General features: G+C 39.3%; 19 protein-coding genes. 11 read left to right on the forward strand and 8 right to left on the reverse strand.

What is annotated here, in order from left to right; genetic code table 11:
* Nucleotides 1–417 (reverse strand): CoA-binding protein, encoded by a 417-nt coding sequence (locus FCN14_RS05160; RefSeq protein ID WP_138430005.1) that lies wholly within the window; start codon nucleotides 415–417, stop codon nucleotides 1–3.
* A gap of 107 nt (nucleotides 418–524) precedes the next feature.
* On the opposite strand from FCN14_RS05160, the gene FCN14_RS05165 reads away from it, so the two are divergent.
* Both FCN14_RS05165 and FCN14_RS05170 read left to right on the forward strand, forming a co-directional pair.
* On the forward strand, nucleotides 525–1,619 hold the full coding sequence (locus FCN14_RS05165) for a DUF2914 domain-containing protein (RefSeq protein WP_138430006.1): 1,095 nt from the start codon (nucleotides 525–527) through the stop codon (nucleotides 1,617–1,619).
* Nucleotides 1,620–1,696: 77 nt separating this feature from the next.
* The gene (locus FCN14_RS05170; RefSeq protein ID WP_138430007.1) at nucleotides 1,697–2,134 is read left to right on the forward strand and encodes an FKBP-type peptidyl-prolyl cis-trans isomerase; all 438 of its coding nucleotides are present in this window, start codon (nucleotides 1,697–1,699) and stop codon (nucleotides 2,132–2,134) included.
* A 55-nt stretch (nucleotides 2,135–2,189) separates the two neighbouring features.
* Here FCN14_RS05170 and FCN14_RS05175 read toward each other — a convergent pair whose 3' ends face one another.
* Nucleotides 2,190–2,825, reverse strand: a complete 636-nt coding sequence (locus FCN14_RS05175; protein WP_138430008.1) for an O-methyltransferase — start codon at nucleotides 2,823–2,825, stop codon at nucleotides 2,190–2,192.
* A 324-nt stretch (nucleotides 2,826–3,149) separates the two neighbouring features.
* On the opposite strand from FCN14_RS05175, the gene FCN14_RS05180 reads away from it, so the two are divergent.
* Nucleotides 3,150–3,812, forward strand: a complete 663-nt coding sequence (locus tag FCN14_RS05180; RefSeq protein WP_138430009.1) for a lysophospholipid acyltransferase family protein — start codon at nucleotides 3,150–3,152, stop codon at nucleotides 3,810–3,812.
* Between the two features lie 2 nt (nucleotides 3,813–3,814).
* Here FCN14_RS05180 and FCN14_RS05185 read toward each other — a convergent pair whose 3' ends face one another.
* Nucleotides 3,815–4,897, reverse strand: coding sequence for a hypothetical protein (locus FCN14_RS05185; protein WP_138430010.1), 1,083 nt, complete (start codon nucleotides 4,895–4,897; stop codon nucleotides 3,815–3,817).
* A gap of 99 nt (nucleotides 4,898–4,996) precedes the next feature.
* On the opposite strand from FCN14_RS05185, the gene FCN14_RS05190 reads away from it, so the two are divergent.
* The 5 genes from FCN14_RS05190 (at nucleotide 4,997) to FCN14_RS05210 (ending at nucleotide 9,604) form a co-directional block, all read left to right on the forward strand.
* On the forward strand, nucleotides 4,997–6,163 hold the full coding sequence (locus tag FCN14_RS05190) for a glycosyltransferase family 2 protein (RefSeq protein ID WP_138430011.1): 1,167 nt from the start codon (nucleotides 4,997–4,999) through the stop codon (nucleotides 6,161–6,163).
* Between the two features lie 72 nt (nucleotides 6,164–6,235).
* Complete coding sequence (locus FCN14_RS05195; RefSeq protein WP_138430012.1) at nucleotides 6,236–7,159, forward strand: tyrosine recombinase XerC; 924 nt, start codon at nucleotides 6,236–6,238, stop codon at nucleotides 7,157–7,159.
* A 14-nt stretch (nucleotides 7,160–7,173) separates the two neighbouring features.
* A complete protein-coding gene (gene hpf, locus FCN14_RS05200; protein WP_138430013.1) occupies nucleotides 7,174–7,473 on the forward strand; it encodes a ribosome hibernation-promoting factor, HPF/YfiA family in 300 nt (99 codons plus the stop codon).
* Nucleotides 7,474–7,479: 6 nt separating this feature from the next.
* Nucleotides 7,480–8,508: an HPr(Ser) kinase/phosphatase gene (gene hprK / locus FCN14_RS05205; protein WP_138430015.1), complete on the forward strand. Its 1,029-nt coding sequence runs from the start codon at nucleotides 7,480–7,482 to the stop codon at nucleotides 8,506–8,508.
* 121 nt (nucleotides 8,509–8,629) lie between these two features.
* Nucleotides 8,630–9,604 carry a M23 family metallopeptidase gene (locus FCN14_RS05210; RefSeq protein WP_138430017.1) on the forward strand — a complete coding sequence of 325 codons (975 nt, stop codon included), beginning with the start codon at nucleotides 8,630–8,632 and terminating at the stop codon, nucleotides 9,602–9,604.
* Nucleotides 9,605–10,211: 607 nt separating this feature from the next.
* Here FCN14_RS05210 and FCN14_RS05215 read toward each other — a convergent pair.
* A complete protein-coding gene (locus tag FCN14_RS05215) occupies nucleotides 10,212–10,898 on the reverse strand; it encodes a TrmH family RNA methyltransferase (RefSeq protein WP_138430019.1) in 687 nt (228 codons plus the stop codon).
* An 86-nt stretch (nucleotides 10,899–10,984) separates the two neighbouring features.
* Here FCN14_RS05215 and FCN14_RS05220 point away from each other — a divergent pair, with 86 nt between their 5' ends.
* Nucleotides 10,985–11,428, forward strand: coding sequence for a CBS domain-containing protein (locus FCN14_RS05220; protein WP_138430021.1), 444 nt, complete (start codon nucleotides 10,985–10,987; stop codon nucleotides 11,426–11,428).
* 9 nt (nucleotides 11,429–11,437) lie between these two features.
* Here the strand turns inward: FCN14_RS05220 and FCN14_RS05225 are convergent, their stop codons facing one another.
* Both FCN14_RS05225 and FCN14_RS05230 read right to left on the reverse strand, forming a co-directional pair.
* Nucleotides 11,438–12,115, reverse strand: coding sequence for a response regulator transcription factor (locus tag FCN14_RS05225; protein ID WP_138430023.1), 678 nt, complete (start codon nucleotides 12,113–12,115; stop codon nucleotides 11,438–11,440).
* A 104-nt stretch (nucleotides 12,116–12,219) separates the two neighbouring features.
* Nucleotides 12,220–12,912, reverse strand: coding sequence for an alpha/beta hydrolase (locus FCN14_RS05230; RefSeq protein ID WP_138430025.1), 693 nt, complete (start codon nucleotides 12,910–12,912; stop codon nucleotides 12,220–12,222).
* 364 nt (nucleotides 12,913–13,276) lie between these two features.
* Between FCN14_RS05230 and bioB the strand changes: the two genes are divergently transcribed.
* A complete protein-coding gene (gene bioB / locus FCN14_RS05235) occupies nucleotides 13,277–14,281 on the forward strand; it encodes a biotin synthase BioB (protein WP_138430026.1) in 1,005 nt (334 codons plus the stop codon).
* Between the two features lie 202 nt (nucleotides 14,282–14,483).
* On the opposite strand, the gene FCN14_RS05240 is transcribed toward bioB, so the two are convergent.
* Nucleotides 14,484–15,380 carry an SMP-30/gluconolactonase/LRE family protein gene (locus FCN14_RS05240; protein ID WP_212747574.1) on the reverse strand — a complete coding sequence of 299 codons (897 nt, stop codon included), beginning with the start codon at nucleotides 15,378–15,380 and terminating at the stop codon, nucleotides 14,484–14,486.
* Nucleotides 15,381–15,614: 234 nt separating this feature from the next.
* Between FCN14_RS05240 and FCN14_RS05245 the strand changes: the two genes are divergently transcribed.
* Nucleotides 15,615–15,986 (forward strand): hypothetical protein, encoded by a 372-nt coding sequence (locus FCN14_RS05245; protein WP_138430028.1) that lies wholly within the window; start codon nucleotides 15,615–15,617, stop codon nucleotides 15,984–15,986.
* Nucleotides 15,987–15,994: 8 nt separating this feature from the next.
* On the opposite strand, the gene FCN14_RS05250 is transcribed toward FCN14_RS05245, so the two are convergent.
* On the reverse strand, nucleotides 15,995–17,041 hold the full coding sequence (locus tag FCN14_RS05250) for a DUF6920 family protein (protein ID WP_138430029.1): 1,047 nt from the start codon (nucleotides 17,039–17,041) through the stop codon (nucleotides 15,995–15,997).
* Nucleotides 17,042–17,080 lie beyond the last annotated feature (39 nt).

Below are 17,080 nucleotides of genomic sequence, written 5' to 3' on the forward strand. Positions count from 1 at the left end.
TCAAGCTACTTTTCCATGCTGTACCATTAAGCACTTATTTTCCACATAGTCTAATCCAGCTTCTTCTGCCAGCGCTTTAGCCTCCGGAGAAGATACTGAAAGCTGCGTCCATATCAGTGGATTTTGTCCCGACTTTTTCGACCAATCAACAACTTCTTGAACCATCTGTGCGGTATATTCAGAATCTCGGAATATATCTACCACATCAACTTCCACATCAGCAGCTATCTCTTTAATAGAAGCGTAGCACTTTTCCCCCAACACCTCATCATATTTTGGATTTACCGGTATTATGTTAATTCCATTTTCCTTCAGGTAATTGGCAATATGATAACTCGTCCGATATTTATTAGCCGAACAGCCAACAACCACTACGGTATCAATATTTTCAAGCTTTTTTTTAAAATCAGGATCCATAGAAATATTTATTGAATTTTTAATTACTCAAAAATAATTAAAATTACGGGATTTGATTGATTTCAATTATCATTGGCATTTAACCCAATAGCATAGAAATAGTGTAAATGGTTTCTACAGCTAAACAGTTCATTCGGAGACACAAAAAATATGCTCCTGTGGTATTCTTTATCGGGGGATTTATCTGGGACAGCCTTACCCTCGGACGCATCGATGGCTGGTATAGCAACACCATTCTAACAACCTATCTTGTCTGTCTTACCGCCTGTCTGTACATTTTTAACCTGGCCGATGATAATCACTGGCAGGACACATTTATAGAACCCTACCAAGAATATTCACCATTGGCAATACAGTTCTTCCTCGGAGGTTTAAGCAGTGCCTATGTTATTTTCTTCTTCCAGAGTGTCTCCTTTTCAAAAGCAATGGTATTTTTTTTAATCTTGGTTGCTCTTTTGCTTTCCAATGAACTGCTCAAACATCGAATCTCAAATAAATACCTGCAGTTTGGAGCTTACTTCTTTGTAAACTTTACCTTCTTCACTTTCTTCACACCTGTTTTATTCGGAGTGATGAATACCTTTCTTTTCATCGTTTCCGGTTTTATAAGCCTTATCTCTACGTTATTTTTAATTATCTATATTTATAGAATAAGTCCCTCAACCAGAGAAGAAGTATCACGGTGGAAAGTTACTCTTCTCATTTTTTGTATCTATGGTACTATAAACGGTTGTTATTATTTTAACCTTATCCCCCCTGTTCCCCTCTCTCTTCAAAACGGAATGGTTGCTTACAAAGTAGAGAAAGAAAACAACACATTTCTCGTTTCCTACGAACAAACTGCTTTTTATGATATCTTTGAAACCTACGACCGAACCTTTAATTACACTTCCGGCGATTCCGTTTTTGTCTTCACTTCTATCTTTGCTCCGACAAATTTAAAGAAGACGGTCCAACACGAATGGCGATTTTATGATCCTAAAAGCAAACAATGGCAAACTACAGACAATATCCGATATAACCTAATAGGAGGTCGTAAAGCCGGTTTTAGGGGACATACTTATAAAAGTAATATCTGGCCCGGGCGATGGCGCGTAAATGTTACCACCGAAGGGGGAATGGTTCTGGGCCGAATTGACTTTAGGATAATAGCAGATTCAACATTTGACAAGAACAAACTGACCAAACGTAAATTCAACTGACAATTAGGGTCTAAATTCTCCAGAAAAACCCTTATATTGACAGAAATTCACGACAATCAGAAACAAACCAAAGTATTTTGTCTAAAGTAAAAGACGGTGACACCGTAAAAGTGCACTACACAGGAACATTAACGGAAGAAGGAACAGTATTTGATAGTTCCGAAGATCGAGAGCCCTTAGAATTCACGCTGGGAGAAGGTCAATTAATTCCCGGTTTTGAACAGGCTGTCATCGGCATGGAAGTTGGCGACGATACAACTGTAGAAATTGAATCAGAAGATGCCTACGGCCAGCGCCGTGAAGATCTGGAACTGGAAGTTGCAAAGTCTGATCTTCCTGACAACATCGAACCACAAGTCGGTATGCAGCTACAAATGCAGCAGCAAGAAAACGGCCAAGCTATTCCAGTTCAAATTACTGCCGTTGAAGATGAATTTGTTAAGCTTGATGCTAACCACCCGTTAGCTGGTAAAGACTTAACATTTGAAATTGAGCTTGTTGAAAAAGTGGACTAATCCCACCCAAGCTTAGTTATTGATTCTTTAAAGCCTGAATTCGATTTATTCGAGTTCAGGCTTTTACTTTTTTCCGTACCACCGTTATCCCATCACGTACGGTTAACATGACCTGCTCCACCGATTTATCACGGTGTATTTGTTTACTGAGCCTATCAATTGCTTTTGCTTTATCCGTACTTGGCTCCAACACTTCCCCGCCCCATAACACATTATCGATAACCATGATCCCACCAAGAGTTAAGCGTGGCTGTATCATTTCATAATAGCTCGGGTAATTAATTTTATCAGCATCCAAAAAAACAAAATCAAACTCACCGTCAATGGTAGGAATGGTTTCAAGTGCTTTTCCCATACAAAGCGTAATTTTTGAACCATGCTCACTCTTCTCGAAAAAGGTTCGTGCTATATTTTCATACCGCTTGTTATATTCACACGTGAAGAGTTCTCCATCCCGGGGCAGTGCCTCGGCCATGGTTAGAGCAGAGTAACCGGTAAAGGTTCCTAATTCTAATACTCGGTGTGCTCCTGAAAGCTTAATCAAAATTGCTAGCAAGCGCCCTACCTGCCTGCCGCTTAACATATCGGTAAACTCTAAGTCCTCCTCCGAAACAGCAATCAATTCCTTAATAATATCAGAATCTTCTGTGGTATGTGCGAGAGCATATTCTTCTGCAACACGTAAATCCATATAATAAATGCGTTAATTTTATTGAACTCGGATTATTGCGTAAGGAATTCTGTTGTGATCAAGTCACGGCAGGCAAAGTCGTAAGGCGATTCAACAAAGCCTGGCATATATGAGCCATTTGTATTTGAACGCCGTGCACAGTTAAATTTCACACCCTTTTGTCAAACACTCAAATTTGAGCTATGAAAAATATTCCATATCTGAAGTAACATCGACTACTTACCGTATTTTTTATACTTTTTTTGAATAATCCGAGTTAAAACTGGCAACTCTAATTAAGCCTAAAGATATTCAGGTCAGAAATGCTCAACAAATATTTTATCTGTGGATTTTATCCCCGCACAAGAGTCTTCGCTTTTTATTAAAGGATTCCGTCTGTATACCTGGCTACTTTTTAAACGACGATTTAAGAAGGTCTGGCTCAAGCAGGAGTATTCTCCCTGTTCTGAGTGTAAAACGGTCTATTACCTTAATCATCATTCTTGGTGGGATGGTCTGATTCCATTTCTATTAAATGAATTCCGTTTTCATCAGCAAGCTCGGGCGCTCATGGAAGATAAGCAGATGAGAGAATATCCCTTTTTCCAAAAAATAGGGGCCTTTTCAATCAATAGGGATAATCCCCGAAACGCCCTCCCTTCTCTTAGGTATGCCGTACAATCTTTTGAACGTGATCAAGCTAGCCTCTTTATATATCCCGAGGGTACCATAACGCCTGCAGGCAGCTCAATGAACTTTGAGAAAGGCTTAACTTGGTTACACAAACGGCTCAATGAAGTAGACTTTGTTCCCGTAGGCATCTATATGCATACCATACGACATGATAAACCAGAGCTTCATTTACAAGTAGGACGACCCGCAAAAATAAATGATAAGACTACCGGAGATGAAAGAACACGCCACTTTGAAAACACATTGGATAGCATCTTAGATGAGTTACATACAACTGCCGGATTTGACGATTCGGAATTCGAACGTTTTGTGTAAAATTACCAAGTCCATTGATATAATCGCTTAGATTGCTGTACCCAGTGGGGTTTCTCAGCTTTATATCGTATCCGCATATCGACAAATGGCCAAAAAAAACGGTTAAAAATACGATCGGGATGAATATACTCACATATTCCCTGCTTCTTTTCCACAATTTCATCTTTAAAACGTAGAAAAGCATCGCTTTGGTACCGTTGGTAAAAGGGGCCATTATCAAGCAATCTGCTATGTTGGATATGAATTTCTCCTTGATCCGACCGCAACCCAATTTTCCGGGCAGGCTTTAGTCCAAACAAGGTCCACCCCTTGTCAGTTAATAATACTTCATCAAATGTTTCTAGCACCATACCGTTATCCCTGCTAATAAGCCAGGCCCGGTGCTGCTCTTCTTCTTGACGATTCATCACATAGTATACCAAAGTAGCATAATCAAAATGAATTCGTCCCCAGTACCAATCCACAAACTCATTTCGCATCGGTTCATGCCCAATATTATGATCGTGGTAGCCTCTGCCCTCAAAAGAAATTGGTCGGAGCTCTTCGCCACTGGGTGTTATCTGCATGTTAGCTTTTATGTGAGCTCGTGGTTGAACTAAATTCCAAAGATGTCCTTTTCCAGTATTAGATGTATTCTGGAACAGTTGAGACTTCAAACTGGGGCTCTCAAAATGTATAGTTGCATTAAGCTGATCGCCGCAAGCTAATATTTCAGCAAGCCTTAACTCATATACGAGGGTACTCTCGTGCTCTACCAACTTCATTTGGTGCGAACCTAGCTTCAGGTAAGGTAGATCTTCACTAAAATTACACTCAGCTTCTTCAAACTCTGTGAAACTATAATATATTGGCGTACCATTCTCATAGATAGAAATACTGATGGCCGGATGGGCCGAAGGATCTGGCTCTTTACCCTCTTCAATAGCCCGATTATAACGAGTTGAAAAGGGATTTCCCTCATAAAAAATAATTACAAAACTATATTTCTCATCTTTTGAAAGACCATCAAAATACCACCACTCATAGCCACCCGAAATATGAGGAAGGTGCCGTATATCTTCATTGGGATTGGATAATAATCTCATAAGTCGGCAATTAAATCAATTGAAACGATAGCTGCAACTCTTTGAGTTATAGCCTACTACAAAGTTTGATCTTTTTCTCTACAATCCTACATTTAAGTAATGATCATAATATTTTACATAGCCTTGGTATATCTGCTTATTACAAGCGGTATACTATTTTTGAATCGGATCGATTTTACCCCGCTGCCTCCTGTGCCCCATCATTACTTTGACCGCCAAGCTCCCAAAGTGAGTATTTGTATTCCAGCTCGTAATGAAGCCAACTCTATTGAGCGTTGCGTCCGTTCCGCTGTTGACCAGCAATATCCAAATGTTGAAGTTGTTGTCCTGGATGATAACTCCACCGATCAAACTCCCGAAATCCTTGCAAAGCTTGTTGATATATTTCCTGATACACTTACCGTCATATCAGGCCAACCCAAGCCAAAAGGATGGTTGGGTAAGTCTTGGGCCTGCCACCAACTCGCAGAACAGACGACCAGCGAAATAATTACCTTCATTGATGCAGACACCTGGATAGAACCGGAGGCTACAACCAAAATTGTACGAGCAATGGGACGAGATATCGTCGACTTTATTACCCTCTGGCCAAAACAACAACTAGGTACCTTTTGGGAGAAAACGGTGATTCCTCTTGTATATTGGGGACTTTTAACCCTCCTTCCTACCCGCTATGTATACCGTCACCCAAAGTGGCTGCCTGTTTTTCTAAAAGATAAAATAGGGGCCAAATTTGCTGCTGCCTGTGGACAATTCATGGCTTTTAAAAGAAACGTATACCAAAAAGTCGGAGGTCATAAATCCGTAAAAAGCAAAGTAGTTGAGGATGTAGAGCTTGCTAAAGAGATAAAGCGAAATGGGTATGCCATGAAAATGTATCACGGAGCAGATACCATAGGCTGCCGAATGTACCGTTCGGCAGATGAACTATGGCAGGGCTTTCGCAAGAATTTTTTAGCAGGTTTTGGAAATAATCTCCTCCTTTTTATCGGAATGGCTCTTCTTCAATTTGTAACTTTTATGCTCCCTGTAATTGCATTACCCTTTTTATTTTTCTTTGGCACATCAAAGCTATTTATTGTTTGTTTAATAGTAGTTGCTCTTATGATTATACAACGATTTATCGTAGATCGCTGGTTTGGTTGGAATCCTCTTTTTGGATTGCTACATCCCATTGCAGTTGGATGGTTTCAAGCACTGGGTATAAAGGTGCTCGCCGATTACTTAAAAAACAAACCTACTCAATGGAAGGGACGTGATCTTTGACCTTTGTCTACACCTAAAATTGATACAACTTCCTGTTTATTTTTACCATCAAAGTATCCATATTAGGGATAGATGAAGAAAGCGATAGACAAATATTTACGCTATTTAAATATCGAGCGAAACGCCTCGTCGCATACCATCACTTCGTATGAAAATGATTTAACCCAATTTCTCAGTTTTTGTAGCGCTCATTTTGAACTCCCCCCCGAACAGTTAAGACCGGAACAAATTGAAAGAATTACAATACGTTTATGGTTGGGAGAGCTCTCGGAACGAGGCTTGGCAAAAAGCTCTATTGCACGCAAAGTGGCTGCAATCAGATCATTTTTCAAATACTGCTTTAAACGTGGAATAGTAGTGCAAAATCCGGCTCACCTGCTAGTGGTACCCAAAAAAGATACGCCCTTACCTAAAACGGTTAGTCCCGAAGATATTTCTCGAATGATGGAATTGGCTGAAGGCGATTCTCCTCGCTCAACTCAAAACCGGGCTTTATTGGAACTGCTTTATGGAACTGGACTTCGCCTTAGCGAGTTGATAAATATTGATGTAAAAGATATTAATTTGAAGTTGAACCAACTTAAGGTTTTGGGCAAGGGCGCCAAACAGCGAATTGTCCCTTTTGGTAAGCAAGCTAAAAAGTGGCTAATAAATCATCTCGATACCAAAGCTGAACTTTATGGTGAACGTACCGATGAAGATGCACGGCAGGCAGTATTTATTGCAGCAAGCGGTCAACGGATTTATGCCCGGGCGGTACAACGTATTGTTAAAGATTTTCTACAGCGGGCTAGTGAAGTAACCCAAAAAAGTCCCCATGTACTGCGCCACAGTTTTGCCACACATCTGCTCGACCAAGGCGCAGATATACGTATTATTAAAGAGCTATTAGGACACGCTAATTTAGCAGCAACACAAGTTTACACACATACTTCAGTTGAAAGACTGAAAAACGTTTATAAACAGGCTCATCCGCGAGCCGAAAATCAAAGTTAATTTAGGAGGTTCTTATGAAAACAACATTCACAGCCAGACATTTTGATCCAAGTGCTGACCTACATGCTTATGCAGAGGATTCTGTACAGAAACTGGATCAATTTTATGACCGTATTTTAACCTGCGATATCATCTTGGAACCTGTACCCAGCGATGATAATCCCCAGCAGGCAGAGCTGAATGTTAAAGTGCCTCAAAAACTATTGAATGCCAAAGAGCAGGCACCATCTTATGAACAGGCGATAAATATGGTCATTGATAATATTTCTCGACAACTTAAAAAGTACAAACAAAAAACTTTACACCAACGATAATTAGTTATGCCTTTCGGTGATAATGAAACTATTCCAAAAACAGAAAAGATAAGCGTTTCATACCTTATTGAACGGCTTAGTGAACGTGTTCAGCTAACATTGAACACCTTTGTTGCCGAAAGCGATAATAACCAACGTTTTGTGACCGAGGCGGAACTTCACCGCCCCGGTCTGGCGTTGGCCGGTTATGTTAAACTATTTACTCATCAACGCATACAGGTTATCGGCAATACGGAAAACCGTTATATCCATAACCTTTCAAAAGAGAAACAGATTGAAGCATTCAAGAATCTGACCCAATTCGAAATTCCCGTATTATTCCTTACCCACAATAACACCCTCCCCGATTACCTACTCGATATTGCCAAAGAAGCAAATATTCCCATCTATGGCACTCCGATAGAAACCACCCGCTTCATGCACATTGTTCGGGATTTTCTGGAAGACCAGTTTGCCCTTCAAACAATGGTGCATGGCTCAATGGTTGATGTATATGGTATCGGTATTCTTATTGCCGGAAAATCAGGTATTGGCAAAAGTGAAGTTGCCCTTGATTTAGTTGAACGGGGACACCGGCTGGTAGCAGATGATGTGGTCATTCTCACTAAAAAGAATAATGTTCTCATGACCTCAGCTACAGAAATGAATAAACATTTTATGGAGATTCGAGGGCTGGGAATCATAGATATTATGTCAATGTTTGGAGTACGAGCAATTCGCTACCAGAAGAGATTGGAAGTAGTACTGGAACTATCGCTATGGGATGAATCAAAAGATATTGAACGAACCGGTTTAAACAGAGATACTGTTTCTATTATGGGCATTGAAATACCAATGATAAATCTGCCTATAACACCGGGTAAAAACATTACGGTTATTGCCGAAGTTATTGCTATGAACTACCTATTACGACATTATGGATATGATGCAGCCGAAGCGTTCCAAGATAAAGTCAAAACCCATATCGCAGAAAAAGAACACCCAGGTGCTATGCCCAAACGGGCCATAGAATATTTTGAGGGAGATATCGAATAGTAAACAGTTCAAGTTTTCGAAAATTTATAAAATTTCCGTATCATTCATTTCTTCTGTAACAAACGGCTCCTGCTGTTCTCTTGTAACTGTGTCGGGATCAGTTTGAATAAAAATATCATATATGGCTCTCAATAATTATTACTACTACGACGAACAAAATTGCGAATTTGTTCCCGTCGAGTACAATGGCTTAGAACGTATTATATACACAGCATGTGTTTGGATACTTTGTGGAGTGGTACTTGCAGGTGTAGGAATCTCTATTCTATCTTTTTCTGTAGGCACACCGGCAGAAATTGCCCTTAAAGCTGAAAACCAAGAATTGATTAATCAGCTCCAAAAAACCAAAAGTACCATTAAAAACCTTGACCAAGAGGTTGACCAACTTGCACAGGCCGATAATGAAATGTACCGTTCGGTTTTGGGAATGGACAAAATTTCATACGACGAACGACAAGCAGGTGCCGGTGGTGCTGATGTTTATTCGGAATTCGATGTATATAGCCAAGAAACAGCTGATATCCTTAAATGGACTGCTGAGAACCTGGAAACCCTTGAACGCAGTATCAATATTCAAAAGCTAAGCTTTAATGAGATTAAAAAGCATTACAATAAAAACAAACAAAAACTCAAGCATATACCCGCTATTAAACCAACAAAAGGGATAGTTTTAAGTGGTTTTGGGATGCGCATGCACCCTATCTTGGGATATCGTACTCCACATGAGGGACTTGATTTCAGAGCCAGTGTAGGCACCGAAATTGTTGCTACCGGTGATGGAACCGTCAAATATGCTGGTCTTAAAGGGACTTTTGGTCGTCTTATTATCATTGACCATGAGTTTGGGTATGAAACATACTATGCCCACCTCTCCTCATATGCCAAAGGCATTAAACCCGGAGCCAAAGTAAAGCGCGGCGACCTTATCGGGTTCTCGGGCCAAACGGGACGTGTTGAAGGCCCACACCTACATTATGAAGTTCATAAAAATGATAAATCAATTGATCCGCTTAGTTATATCTTTGCAGATACTACGCCGGAAGAATACATGATGTACAAAGATATTGTAGAAAATAACCACAAATCAATGGACTAGAATTTAATATTGATCTAAGGTATGAAAGGCTGCTCAATAAGGGTAGCCTTTTTTGATTAACACCATCTTTAAGTCATATCTTTACGTATCTATGCAAGGGAAAGCTTTCAATAAATTAATACCAACCATGGCTTTTATGGATTATGTCTCGGCTGATCTACCTCAACAGATCCCCTTCTGAAAATAATTGAACAGTACTTTTGAAATTAAAACAATGAAATTAGTAAAGAAATTGCATAACACTATAACTGAGAAGGGAATTATGATTGATATTATTTACTCAAAAGTTCACTGGTCAGTATCATTCAAAAACAGATACTCTTAACGAAGCAGAAGGAATACATATTCCTGTCCATTACGACCACCAAGTTAAGAACATATTTGATAAGACCACAGAGTTTTTAGTAATATCAGCTCCTTCAACCCACAGTGATCGTATATCTGTATGTTAAACCAGTTGGAGCATTTGGGATTCAAGATGCATATAAGGTTATTAGTGTCGATTTAATTCAACACTCAACATCCAAAGTCAAGCATTTATATTCCCGTATTACTTAGAAGCTTGACTATCTTACTATTTGATAGTTTAATCACTCATATAACCTTTCTATTTCCCTTTTTCCTGCATAAAGCGCTCTTCAAGCTTTTTAGGTGCTCGTACAGACTTCCGTACCCAATCTAGTTGAAGGTCTAACTTCTCTTCATCCGTTAATGCCCAATCTTGTTTACCTTTTCGAAGCCGACTACTAAGATCATATAAACAAAGTGCAGCGCCAACTGAAATATTGAAACTCTCGCTAAAACCATGCATCGGTATTTTTGCATAACCATCAGCTTCATTCATGGCATAATCTGAAAGCCCGGTAAGTTCTGCACCAAAGAGAAGTGCGGTAGGTTTATCAAGCGATACTTCATCAATAGTAACATCATCATGATGGGGCGTTGTAGCAATAATTTGATATCCGTGATCTTTTAAAGAACGAAAGCATCGCTCGGTATTATTTACCCCCTCTTTATTATATTGGTAGTGAGAGATCCACTTGTCAGCACCTATAGTGACTCCCTTATTAGGATCAAAATCATTTTTATTCTCTATAATATGAACATCTTGAACGCCAAAGCCGTCGCAGCTTCGTAATACAGCACTGGCATTATGAGGCTGGTATATATCTTCCAAAACTACAGTAAGGTAACGAGTTCGTGAATTTAGTACCTCATTTATCTTTTCCCACCGATTGGCAGTAATGAACTCTTTAAGGTAGTTAAGCAATTGTAATTTAAGTGACTTATCCATAAAATTATAAATACAAATGTTTTAGTCCCAAAGATATCGTATACTACTTTTGTTATCTGATCTTTTTAATCAAAGAAGGAGGTCTTATGCTTGTCCGTGACATTTTAAAAAATAAGGGTAGAGAAGTCTATTCGGTAGATCCCAACCAAACCGTATATGAAGCCATTGCTACAATGGATGAACTTGATATAGGTGCTTTAATTGTTTTAGAGGGTGAATCATTAGAAGGCATTCTCAGTGAACGCGATTACCGGAGTAAAGTAATTCTTAAAGGAAGAAGTTCCAAGAGTACAAAAGTTCATGAGATTATGAGCTCTAATGTTCACTGTGTAACTCCCTCAGATTCCGTACAACGATGTATGGGAATTATGACCGAGAAGAAAATACGCCACCTGCCAGTAATAGAGCAAGATAAAGTAATTGGAGTTGTCTCAATTGGTGATCTGGTCAAGAGTATTATTTCCAAGCAGAAAAGTGAAATAAGCAACTTGAGGCACTACATCCAAGGCCAAGGCTCCTACCCAGGATAACCTAGTTAATTAACTCTCACAACGGATAATAAATCCCTTTTTACGGACAGTATCGATATACTCATTCTCTGAATTGCTACGAATTTTCTTTCGTAGATAACTGATATATACATTTATGTAATTGGTTTGCGTATCGAAATGGATATCCCAAACATTTTCTGCAATCTCTTCCTGCGTAACAATTTTATTTTTCTTTTTAAGCAGGTATACCAACAGGTTGTACTCATTATTTGTAAGATCAACCTTAGTGTTGTTAACAAAAAAGGTACGCTCCAACATATTTACTTTAAGTTCGCCACATTCTAATATACGATCACCATTAGAATCTGTACTACGACGACTAATAGCTTCAATGCGAGCCATTAACTCTTCGGTATCGAAGGGTTTGGTAATGTAGTCATCAGCTCCTACACGAAGACATTTAATTTTCACATCTGTCTCTTGTTCAGCGGATAAAATTAGTACGGGGGTAGTAATTTCATCATCCCGCATACTTTTACAAAGATCGAAACCATCCCCATCGGGTAATCCCAGATCTAAGATAATAATGTCATATGAATCTTCAGATGCATGCTTTTCACCATTAGTAGCAGTTTCTGCTACATCAACGGTGTGATTATTTTTCTCCAGTACCGCTTTCACCAGTGCACGAACTGAAGGATCGTCCTCGATAACTAATACATTCATAGTAAGAGTATCTTCCTTCCCTGATTTAATCCCGTTGTTAGAATTAACTGATTATAAACATCTAAGCATAAATATGCTAAGATTTAATATAGAATTTTAAAAACCTAACAATAACCGATATCAAACAGCCATTGTTTTATTTCTTTGAGAAATAAACTACTTAAAGCATGTGAATCTTCCAACTCCTTAAATGTTACATTTGCTCCCCATTTGGAAAGCTGATTACAGCACTTTCTCTGAGGGGTACTTTTCACACTCCGGTCGTTTGCACCATGCAGAGCCAACACATTCATATGATCAAACGGATGCTGTTGGCCTTCAAATATTTCCGTCTTAATACGAGCTCCTACTATAATCAAATTTTTTACATATTTCCACCGTGACAGCCCAAAATACCCTGCCAAATATCCTCCCATCGAATATCCCAATACCGTAACATGCGTCGGTGAAACCTGTTTACGAATCTTATTAATAGTTTCTTCTAAAAACTCCGAAGTGGCTTCCAAAGAACTGGTAAACTGCTCTTGGCTGCCATCGTACAAGTACCAAGCCCTCCCCCACTCTTTTACAGATTTCTCTCGGTTGCGATCATAAATAGGATATGGTGCCTGAATGAATAGGTGATAAGCATCAATATCCAATAGCTCTTCAACCAATCCCTCAAAAATCTTAATATTTTGTTTAAACCCGTGAAGATATACAATCAGCGGCTTCTCATCAGACTTCCCAGTTTCTAGCAGTTTAAAGGGTACCTCTATCTCAAAAGTGGTTTCTCCAGACATTAATAATTCTCGCATATCACTAGATCAAATCTTTAAGCTTTTTAACCGAAGGGCCAAAACCATAAAAATTATAATTAATCCCCGAAAGTACTTCTGTATCTTGCTATTCATACCATGAAGCATCACTTTAATATCTTTAAAGTCATTACGAAGCTTCTAGTAGAACTTTCGTAGGGGTATAGTATAAGCTATGATTATCTTCTATTAGTTTAGTGACCACATGACTGCAAATATAAAAAAAATCTATACTCATTAGTCATTTTTAACAAGAAATGCTAAGTAGTATAGGTTTATATTTGTGTAATTTTCTATTGGGATTTGTGATTCATCCTATTAGTTTTGGACAAATTGAATTGCAGCTTGAAGAAAACCCATACTTATGGCAGAAGTACGAACCGACTGGAGCAAAGATGAGATTTCTGAGATTTACCACACCCCATTAATGGAGCTGGTCTATCGCGCCGCGACAGTACACCGAGAACATCAAGAAACCGGAGAAGTACAAGTATGTACACTACTCTCTATCAAAACGGGCGGTTGCCCCGAAGACTGTGCCTATTGCCCCCAATCGGCACACCATGACACCGATGTAGAAGCAGAAAAAATGCTGGACAGAGATGAGATTATATCTGCCGCTAAACGAGCAAAAGAAGCCGGTAGTACTCGATTCTGTATGGGAGCTGCTTGGCGATGTGGTCGCGAAACAAAAGATTTTGATAAAGTGCTCGAAATGGTGAGTGACATTACCGACATGAATATGGAAGTTTGCTGTACCTTGGGTATGCTATCTGATGAGCAGGCAGCCAAGCTCAAAGAAGCTGGTCTTTATGCTTATAACCACAACTTGGATAGCAGCGAAGATTTTTACAATCGTATTATTTCCACTCGTAAATACCAAGACCGCCTTGATACCATTGAAACCGTTCGGGAAAATGATATCAGTGTCTGCTCCGGCGGTATTATTGGAATGGGTGAAACAGACGAAGATCGAATAGAACTTATCCATAACCTTTCTACTATGCCCGAACATCCGGAATCTGTACCAGTAAATGCTCTTATTGCTGTTGAAGGTACCCCGCTGGAAGATCAGCCAAAAGTTCCCTGGTACGATATGGCCCGTATGATTGCTACCGCACGTATCACCATGCCCAATTCTATGGTACGTCTCTCGGCCGGGCGTGTAGACATGAGCATGGAAGAACAAGCCTTCTGCTTTATGGCCGGTGCGAACTCAATCTTTACCGGGGAAAAGCTACTCACTACTGATAATAATGAGCTTGAGGAAGACAAAAAGATGTTTGATATCCTTGGCTTGCAACCACGTGAAGCATTTAAAGAGGCCAAAGAAAAGCATGTGCCTGAGAAAGTAGAAGCTGCTGAATAAAAAATGCACCCATTTACAAAAAAGAGCTGCAGGGTAATCCTGCAGCTCTTTTATTTTTATAGGTGTTTAATTGCCAAACCTATCATCTAACAGCTCCCAAACATAAACCACAAGAGAGTTATACGCCCTTTAAAATATATACGCGATACCGGAAGAACCTCCTCAGAACGAGAATAAAAAAATTATAAGACCCTATATACCCTTATGGTATGCCATTTGTGTTCATTTTAAGCTTATAAACGGCATTCGGTGCTGTCATAAATAGCATCCCGTTGTTTGGTCCACCCCATGCCAGATTTGTAATTCTTGGTGTTTCAAATTGTTTAAGCAGCTCTCCATCAGCTGAGAAAATCCATAAACCGCCCGGGCCGGTAGAATATAGATTCCCCTCTTTATCAATTTTCATGCCATCAGCGGCACCGACGCCTTCTGCGTCCATTTTAGCGAATACTTCTCCACTGCCAAGGGTACCATCACTTTTAACCGGAAATACTCGAATGTGATTATGCTTGCTATCATTGACGTATAGCTTATCTTCAGTGGGAGAAAATACGATGCCATTAGGTAAGGCAAAGTCCTTTACTAACAACTGTAACCCACTGCCCTTTGAATAGCGGTACACCCCTTGGAAATCCAGCTCTTTTTCTTCATCAGACACTCCAAATGAAGGATCCGTAAAATAGACAGAACCGTCAGATTTTACGACCAGATCATTGGGGCTATTTAATCGTTTTCCTTTATAATTATCAATAATTATCGTTATCTCTCCGTCATTATTCTCTTTAGCAATGGCTCCATCATGCTGTGCTAAAAGGAGTTGTCCCTGTCCATCAAAAGTAAGACCATTTGCGTGCCCACTGGGGTTCAGATACTCAGTAGCGCCCTCCTCAGCAGTCCATTTATACACAGTATTTGCTGGAATATCACTAAATAAAAGATATCCTGAAGAGTGCCAAAGCGGACCTTCCGCAAACTCATAATCACTGGTTATTTTTTTCAGTTCAGCTCCCTCTTCAATTAATTGCTGTCCCATAGATATTGAACAAATCACCAATAAAAAACCCAGAAGTGCAATAGATTCTTTTACCAAAAGTCTCATAATTATTCCCGTTTTGACAGTTAAAGATACCAGCAAATACAATACTAACAGGAAGAATTATGATATACAAAAACCTTAATTAAAAAAATTATTGAGGTTAATATTTAGCTGTTTCAAACAGACCTCTTCCTGTTAGCAAATTATAAAACAAATAAAACTATGTTATATGTTTTGTAATTTCTTACGGTTATTCTAAATTGGCAATCCGTTTAAAAATTAAAAAGATCTGATATAATGAGATACTTGGTTTTGCTGTTATTAACTCTTACTGTATCATGCCAATCTAATGAACACAAACTGGAAGAAGGTCGTTGGGTGGGAGCTCTAAGTCCAATGAATCACCCAAAGATGGAGAACCCCGTTGCTTATGACGTGTCTTATAATGAGTCAGATGAGCTGGAAATTATACTTATTGGTCCCAGTGGTGCCCCTATACAAACAAGAAAACCGAAGCTAAACGCTGATACACTCACCTTTTCTTTTAATGAGCCTGACAAGCAGGTCTATTTGAATTGTAAGCTAATCCAAGATAAAAACTCTTTTTCCGGAAAATGTACAGACATGGAAGGCAAATGGGCAAAGTTCACAATGAACCCGCCCCAATAGCCATATTACTAATGGTTAGATAAATAATACGTAGCTTCTGTTATCTCAAGGATATACCATTTAAACGCTCCCTCATCAAGCTGCCATGTAACACTAGCTTGAGTGGGAATCATTATACCATCTAATAATTGATAAGAAGAAGGATCAATATTGATAACCCATCTCTCTAATGTAGCCCTTTCCTGACGAGTATAATAACGTTCGGCCTTAAACCGAACCGGAAGCCCATCTTTATTAAACTCAAATATACCTGAAGTGGTAATTCCCCCATATTTTATGGTAGCCCGGGCGCTACTACTATCTAACTGTTCCCATCGTAAATATTCTTCTGTCACAGCACTGGGGTACCAAACCATTTCAGCCAAATATCTCACTAATGTTCCCTGATTCATTTCGGCCCCTTCAGCATTAACCACAGGAAACAGGGATAGCAACTTTATAAGCATGTGCCCTTTTCCATCTTTGTATTTATCACGTCCCGCTAAATGGATATAAGGAGCCATTTCAGCCTCCGCCACCCATAAAAATGATGGATTAGCTGTTTTAATAAACTGTTCAGCCTGAACGGACATCCAACCACCATCTGGCGTGGTCTTCATCTTTCCTTTTTGTTTGAGTTGTATGGCTTGAACAAATTGCTGATCAGCGATATTCGTTTGATCTATCCATCTGGATACAATAGGGGGTAAATCATATATCACTTTATCATGCACTTTCGTCTGCTTGGCAGGTATGCTATCCCAGAACTGTTTGACTTCCCTATCCACCATTGCATTAAAGCTCCAGTGTCCATAGCCCAATATGCATCCTGCCAGTATGATAACATTTGCTATAGTACCATACTTAGCATCTCCCCAGTATGTAATAATGAGTGTTTGAGAAACAACAATTCCTACTGCAACAATCATCCACCACCAATCTATCCCAAACAAGTATGTAATTGCTGAAGCTAGAAATAATAAAAAAGCTCCAAACCAAACTACCCCTGCCGTTCTTGAAATAGGTATTGAAAGTTGATCAATAACTGCCAAGTCATATGCTTTTAAAAACCCCATTAAGTGGATAAATCCGTGTAACAGGATTATAACACTCCA

Source organism: Fodinibius saliphilus (genome assembly GCF_005869845.1).
GTDB classification, from domain to species: Bacteria; Bacteroidota; Rhodothermia; order Balneolales; family Balneolaceae; genus Fodinibius; species Fodinibius saliphilus.